Source organism: Shinella sp. GW821-FHT10F02, from assembly GCF_058809275.1.
Genome location: NZ_JBXASL010000006.1, coordinates 477705 through 484155, shown reverse-complemented (window position 1 = coordinate 484155; position 6451 = coordinate 477705). Strand labels below are relative to the sequence as shown.

The 6451-nt window shown below is 61.8% G+C and carries 7 protein-coding genes; 2 read left to right on the top strand and 5 right to left on the bottom strand.

Features of this window, described 5'->3' with window-relative positions; genetic code table 11:
• Nucleotides 1-156: 156 nt before the first annotated feature.
• Nucleotides 157-999 carry a lysophospholipid acyltransferase family protein gene (locus AC1RWL_RS21175; protein ID WP_256115826.1) on the bottom strand — a complete coding sequence of 281 codons (843 nt, stop codon included), beginning with the start codon at nt 997-999 and terminating at the stop codon, nt 157-159.
• A gap of 75 nt (nt 1000-1074) precedes the next feature.
• Nucleotides 1075-3045 (bottom strand): threonine--tRNA ligase, encoded by a 1971-nt coding sequence (gene thrS / locus AC1RWL_RS21170; RefSeq protein WP_493097066.1) that lies wholly within the window; start codon nt 3043-3045, stop codon nt 1075-1077.
• 346 nt (nt 3046-3391) lie between these two features.
• Here thrS and AC1RWL_RS21165 point away from each other — a divergent pair, with 346 nt between their 5' ends.
• The gene (locus AC1RWL_RS21165) at nt 3392-4021 is read left to right on the top strand and encodes a hypothetical protein (protein ID WP_493097065.1); all 630 of its coding nucleotides are present in this window, start codon (nt 3392-3394) and stop codon (nt 4019-4021) included.
• Between the two features lie 562 nt (nt 4022-4583).
• Nucleotides 4584-5000 carry a hypothetical protein gene (locus tag AC1RWL_RS21160; RefSeq protein WP_493097064.1) on the top strand — a complete coding sequence of 139 codons (417 nt, stop codon included), beginning with the start codon at nt 4584-4586 and terminating at the stop codon, nt 4998-5000.
• Here AC1RWL_RS21160 and AC1RWL_RS21155 read toward each other — a convergent pair.
• The 3 genes from AC1RWL_RS21155 to AC1RWL_RS21145 are packed head-to-tail and all read right to left on the bottom strand — an operon-like array spanning nt 4972 to nt 6388.
• Nucleotides 4972-5499 (bottom strand): DUF1697 domain-containing protein, encoded by a 528-nt coding sequence (locus AC1RWL_RS21155; protein WP_493097063.1) that lies wholly within the window; start codon nt 5497-5499, stop codon nt 4972-4974. The two genes, AC1RWL_RS21160 and AC1RWL_RS21155, sit on opposite strands and share 29 nt — an antisense overlap.
• A 58-nt stretch (nt 5500-5557) precedes the next feature.
• Nucleotides 5558-5935, bottom strand: a complete 378-nt coding sequence (gene yidD / locus AC1RWL_RS21150) for a membrane protein insertion efficiency factor YidD (RefSeq protein WP_493097062.1) — start codon at nt 5933-5935, stop codon at nt 5558-5560.
• 6 nt (nt 5936-5941) lie between these two features.
• Nucleotides 5942-6388 carry an iron-sulfur cluster assembly scaffold protein gene (locus AC1RWL_RS21145; RefSeq protein ID WP_493097061.1) on the bottom strand — a complete coding sequence of 149 codons (447 nt, stop codon included), beginning with the start codon at nt 6386-6388 and terminating at the stop codon, nt 5942-5944.
• Between the last annotated feature and the right edge of the window lie 63 nt (nt 6389-6451).

Genomic DNA, 6451 nt, shown 5'->3' with positions numbered 1-6451 from the left:
GCACCGGAAGCGCGGAAAATCGCCATTTGCAGGCCGGCATGGGCTGAATGTCGATTGGTCCTAACCAGCCCGCCGCATGAACGGCTTGGTACGTGAGCACCGGAAGCGCGGAAAATCGCCATTTGCAGGCCGGCATGGGCTGAATGTCGATTGGTCCTAACCAGCCCGCCGCATAAACGGTTTCGGCTTCGGCAGCGGCGCCATGGCGAAGACGGCTTCGTAGAGCCGCGCCATGATGTTCTTGCGGTCGCCCGCATCGAGTTCCGCCCAGGGAATGACGCCGCCGATGCGCGCGGCGATCGTCGAGCCGGAGAGTTTCTGGAACTCGCGGATCAGGAGCGACAGGCGCAGCGTCATCGAGACCTTGCTCGCCAGGTGGAAGAGCCGGCCGTTCTGCCCCTCGAAGAAGACGGGAATGACGTTTGCCTGCGCCGACTGGATGAGCTTTGCCGGGAACATCTTCCACGGCAGGTCTTCCGCGCGGCCGAAAACCTTCTTTGCCGTCGCCACACCGCCCGCCGGGAACACGATCACGGTCGTGCCCTCCTTCAAGAGCCGCACGGCTTCCGCCCGCGTCTTCATGTTGAGCGCAAGCGCCTCCTTGGTTTCCTCGAAGGAGACCGGCAGCGCATAGGGCTGCATTTCCGGCACTTTCAAGAGGTCGTTGTGGATCATCACCTTGAACGGCCGGCCGAGCTGTTCGGCAAGCGCCAGCACCGCGATGCCGTCGCCGATTCCGAACGGGTGGTTGGCGACGATGACGACGGGGCCTTGCGGCAGGTCCGGCGGCGGCCAGGAGCCCTGCACGCGCAGCCGCACATTGATGAGTTCCAGCATGTCGCCGAAAACCCGCGCACTGTGCCCGACGATGGATTTGCGCCAGATGTCATAGAGCCGGGCGTAGCGGTTACGACCGGCGAGACCTTCCATGGAGCGGATGAACCATCGTTTGAGGCGCGGATCGTTTTCGTTGGCGTAGGAGAGTTCCTTGAACCGCACGGTATTCCCCAAAAAGATAATCCCGCACTAGCTAGCACGGGATCATTACAGTTTTCCGACAATCCGCGTAAACGCTCACGCCTTGCCGAGCTTGCGCTTCAGATCCGGGGCCATGGCTTCCAGCGTCAGCGCGGCGATCGCCTCGTCGAGCGACATCGCCGTCTGGTTCTGCGAACCCAGGCGGCGGATGTTGACCGAACGTTCCTCCGCCTCCCGCTTGCCGCAGACCACGATGACCGGAACCTTGCTGACCGAGTGCTCGCGGACCTTGTAGTTGATCTTCTCGTTGCGGAAGTCGGTCTCGACCGTCAGGCCCGCCTCGCGCAGAAGATCCGCCACCTCGCGGCCATAGTCGTCGGCGTCCGAGGTGATGGTCGCGACCACCACCTGCATCGGCGCGATCCACAGCGGCATGTGGCCGGCAAAGTTCTCGATGAGAATGCCGAGGAAGCGCTCCATCGAGCCGCAGATGGCGCGGTGGATCATCACCGGCTGCTTCTTGTCGGAGTTCTGGTCAATGTAGAAGGCGCCGAACCGTTCCGGCAGGTTGAAGTCCACCTGCGTGGTGCCGCACTGCCATTCACGGCCGATGGCGTCCTTCAGCGTATATTCGAACTTCGGCCCGTAGAACGCACCCTCGCCCGGCAGGATGCCGGTCTTGATGTTGTTCGACTGCTGCTGGATCGTGTCCAGCACCTGCTTCATCACGCCCTCGGCCCGATCCCACAAGTCGTCGGAACCGACGCGCTTTTCCGGACGCGTGGAGAGCTTGATCGTCACCTCCTCGAACCCGAAATCCTTGTAGACCGAGAGGATGAGGTCGTTGATGCGCAGGCATTCCGCCGCCATCTGCTCGTCGGTGCAGAAGACATGCGCATCGTCCTGCGTGAAGCCGCGCACGCGCATCAGCCCGTGCAGCGCGCCGGAAGGCTCGTAGCGATGCACGTTGCCGAATTCCGCAAGGCGAACAGGCAGTTCGCGATAGGACTTCAAGCCATGCTTGAAGATCTGCACATGCCCCGGGCAGTTCATCGGCTTCAGCGCGAAGACGCGCTCGTCGTCGGTCTCGTCGCCGGCGACGGTCACCTTGAACATGTTGTCGCGATACCAGCCCCAGTGGCCGGAGGTTTCCCAGAGCGACTTGTCGAGCACCTGCGGCGCATTCACCTCTTCATAGGTGCCGGAAAGACGACGGCGCATATAGGCGACGAGCGTCTGGAACATGCGCCAGCCCTTGCCGTGCCAGAAGACGACGCCCGGCCCTTCCTCCTGGAAATGGAACAGGTCCATTTCGCGGCCGAGCCGGCGATGGTCGCGCTTTTCGGCTTCGGCGAGGATGTGCAGGTAGCTGTCGAGCTCCTCCTGCGTGCGCCAGGCGGTGCCGTAGATGCGCGTCAGCATCGGGTTGTTGCTGTCGCCGCGCCAATAGGCGCCCGCGACCTTCATCAGCTTGAAGGCCGTGCCGATCTGGCCGGTCGCGGCCATGTGCGGGCCACGACACAGGTCGAACCAGTCGCCCTGGTAATAGATCTTGAGGTCCTGCCCCTCGGGGATCGCATCGACCAGCTCGACCTTGTATTTCTCGCCCTTGGCGGCAAAGACGTCCTTGGCCTTGTCGCGCGACCACACTTCCCGGGTGAACGGCTTGTTGCGCTGGATAATCTCCTTCATGCGCTTTTCGATCTTCGGCAGATCGTCCGGCGTGAAGGGCTCGTCCTTGGCGAAGTCGTAATAGAAGCCGTTGTCGATGACCGGACCGATGGTCACCTGCGTGCCCGGCCAAAGCTCCTGCACCGCCTCCGCCATCACATGGGCGGCATCGTGACGGATCAGCTCCAGCGCGCGATCGTCCTCGCGGGTGACGATCTCGATCCGGCCGTTCGAAACGGTCTCCGAGAGATCGCGCAGCTCGCCATCGAGCGCAATCGCAATCGCCTTCTTCGCGAGCGACTTGGAAATCGCTTCGGCAACATCACGCCCGGTCGAGCCCGCGGGATATTCGCGGACGGAACCATCGGGAAACGTGAGGGAAACGGGTGCAGACATCAAAAAATCTCCTATCCAGTCCCGCCAACGAATGCGGGTGGTATGCGAGGGTAATAGCCGGAATGCCGGCGCGTGCGTCGCGCGGTATAAGGGGAAAATGGGGGGATTGGAAGGGGTGGCTGACTTTACGCGCCAGACCTCACTGAGGATGGCGGCTAACCGATAGCCTAATCGTTGATAGTCAGCAGGTTTCCTTGGAAGTATAAGCCCGGCACACACAGATCGACAGACTCACCCTGAATCAACTATGACTAGAGCGCGCCGAGTGCTTCAAACCATACTGGTGGCGAGGCGCGAAGCTATCTTCATCGCGTATCTATCATACTTTAATTGAGGAGGTCGGGAATTGCGTAAGCTCTTGAAGCTGCTTTTTGGTGCCGCGATACCTGCTCCCTGGGATATTTACAGTTTAATAATCACGGCGATGCCGATCATCTCAACGATAGCTGCTGTATCGGCGGGCTATCTTGAGGGAATCCAATGGTCTTGGTTAATCATGATTGCTGCGGTTACATTTGGCGGGACTGGAAATGGGTTATTTCACTACTCGCTTTGGAGGCAACGCCAGAACGCAAATGACAAGTTAGCGTTTTCTTCGGGCAGGATAGCTGCACGGGCTTCGCCAGCAGATACAAGAGAGATCTCTATCGGATTCGAATTGAGAAGCACCTATGACTACCCTCTAGAATGCACAGTTTTAAGGGTCTCCACACGAATTGCTGATCGCGTCCCTCAGAACGAAGCGAAGTTACCCCAAGTATTTGAGATACCACCTCATGGAGTCATGTGGTTCGATGATTGCCTGATCGCCCTGGACGCGCCGCGTGACGGCGCGCTGCAAGGCATAATTAATTTTGAAGTAATTTACGGCAGAAAAGGAGGCCGTAAATACGAATTCTCCACAAAGAAGCTAATCCATATTGGCTTTGATAATGATGGAAAAATAAGCGGGGCGAATTGGACCAACGCCGCATAGGTTGGAAAATATTTCCTCCTTATAGTTGAAAAGCCTCCCATTACCTAGAAGGCGGAACTCTACAGAAAATTCGCACGCCGATTTTCCCCACCCCCAAAACCTCGCATATCCTAAACCTCCTTCCGCCGCCGGACGGATCGCGTGACGTGTCGATGCGGGCGGGAGGAGGCGCTTTCGTTTTCTGCCGGGACGTGCGGCAGGGGCGGAAGAGGCGCGAAACGCTGCGGGAATGCGAATTTCCGTTGTGACAGGCTTCCCCCTTCCCCGGGTTCGTGGGGTCGGTTTGGGTCCGCCATGCAAGCGGTTCTGCCCCGCAAGGCCCCGGCAAGTGCGTGAAAGCGCCTTTCGGATGGCCAAGAGGACGGCAGGCCGCGCAGCGAAGCAGTTTTGCGCCTGAAGGAGACCGGACCGTCTCCGAAGAACGCCTGGGGCCGCGCGAAAGCGATGCCACACATCCCATATCCCGAGGCAACGCTTTCGCGCGGTTCTCCGGACAGTTTTCAAACCCGACGGCACGCCCGCGGGACCCTTTGGCGTGCCCGAAACAGACGGAGAAAGGGCCATGGACGAGGCCAGGGAAAAACTCTCGCAAGAGGAAATCCGCCTTCGCCGCGTCACGCGGCGCCTGCAACCGCTGTTTCGCGATGCGGCGACCCATGCCGGCCATTTCCGCACCTGCCACTTGCCGAAATGCCGGCGCGCCAAGCGCTGCGTCGGCTGCCACCCGGCCGACGAGATCGGCACGACGCATTACAAGCAATTTCCGCCCTGCGTGGTGGACGACGCCACCCAGACCGCGGTCAACCGCGCCACCGAAGAGCTTTTCGACCTCGAACGGCAAGAATTTCTCGCTAGAGGCTACAGTCCCGAGCAGCTCGACCGCTGGAGCGAGGCGGATTCGCGGGCGATGGAAGAGAGCGACGACTGGCCGGACGATCCGCTCTGCCCCGTCAGCCGAGCATCGCCGCGAGGCCGTTGACGGTGTTGGCGTTGCGCAGCGTGCCGATGCCGAGTTTTTTGGTCGTCAGGTGCGAGAGCAGTTTCGTTTCGCTCGGCTTGCCGCGAAAGTCGATCCAGAGGTCGCCGTCAACGAGGGCGAGGCGCAGTTCCGGGGCGGCCAGCGTTTCGAGTTTTTCGAGGGCCGCGGGGCCGAGCGGTTCGCGCATCACGCGCACGCAGACATTGGCGCCGTCATCGCCCGGAAAGGGATTGCCGGCGGCGAGCCGTTTCCAGGCGTCGGCGCGGCGCAGGATGATATCGACATGTTTGCCGAAGGTTTCGCGGAACGCCGTTTCCAGCCGGTTTTCGAGCGTGGCGAGGTCCGCGTGCTGCGCATCGAAGACGAGGTTGCCGGTCGCGACCAGCGTGCGGGGATTGGCAAAGCCAAGCGTCTCGGCCATCGCCTTCAGCTCCGCCATCACGACGCGGCGGCCGGGGCCGAGCACGATCGAGTGCAGGAGGGCGACATGGCTCGTCATGCGCGCCAGAAATCCTGCGGCGCGGCGTGCGCGGCGTGGCGAAAATCCATCGGCACGGTCACGGCCTTGCCCCTTCCCGGCTTTTTGCCACGCGCCACAGCCGCCACGGCGCCCACCAGCGAAACCGCTTCTCCAGTGCCTCCGGCACGGGATCGAACCCATGCGTGCCGCCGGGGCCGCAGCGGGCGACGCGGAACAGCGCCAAAAACCCGCCCTGCCACAGGCCGTGGCGGGCGATCGCCTCATAGCCATATTCCGAGCAGGTCGGCAGGTGACGGCAGCCATGGCCGATAAAGCCGGAGAGCGTGAGCTGGTAGAGCCGGATGAAGCCCATGCCGGCAAGGCGGCCCGGCGTGCGGCGGAACGGCCCCGGCCAGTTGCGGCCCCTATAAGCGAGCCGCGCGCCGGCATGCCGGCAATCCGGGGCGTCGCACACCGCGCCTCACCCTGCCTTTTCCAGCCGCTTCGCCTCGATCTGGCCGATGGCATCCACCACGGCATCGAAGGTCAGCATGGTGGAGGCGTGGCGGGCCTTGTAGTCCTTGACGGGTTTCAGGAAACGCATGTCCTCGAAGCGGCCGTCCGGCCCCTCGCCGTCCGCCTTCAGCATGGCCAGCATTTTTTCGCGCGCGTCGCGGATTTCCGCGCTCGTCGCGCCGATGACGTGGCGCGCCATGATCGAGGAGGACGCCTGGCCGAGCGCGCAGGCCTTCACCTCATGGGCGAAATCGGTGACGCGGTCGCCATCGAGCTTCAGGTAGATCTTGACGCGCGAGCCGCAGAGCTTGGAATGGGCGCCGGCCTCGGCATCCGCATCGGGGAGCGTGCCGATGCGCGGGATATTGCCGGCGAATTCCAGGATGCGGCTGTTGTAGATATCGTCCATCATGGCCCTGTTTTTCGCATTTTTTGCGGAATCTTCAATGATCCGAGGAGATTATTCCGGTGTCGT

Bases quoted from the DNA above. Each gene is read 5' to 3' on its own strand.
- AC1RWL_RS21145 (WP_493097061.1), bottom strand. From the start codon at position 6,388: ATGATGGACGATATCTACAACAGCCGCATCCTGGAATTCGCCGGCAAT.
- AC1RWL_RS21160 (WP_493097064.1), top strand. From the start codon at position 4,584: ATGGACGAGGCCAGGGAAAAACTCTCGCAAGAGGAAATCCGCCTTCGC.
- thrS (WP_493097066.1), bottom strand. From the start codon at position 3,045: ATGTCTGCACCCGTTTCCCTCACGTTTCCCGATGGTTCCGTCCGCGAA.
- AC1RWL_RS21155 (WP_493097063.1), bottom strand. From the start codon at position 5,499: ATGACGAGCCATGTCGCCCTCCTGCACTCGATCGTGCTCGGCCCCGGC.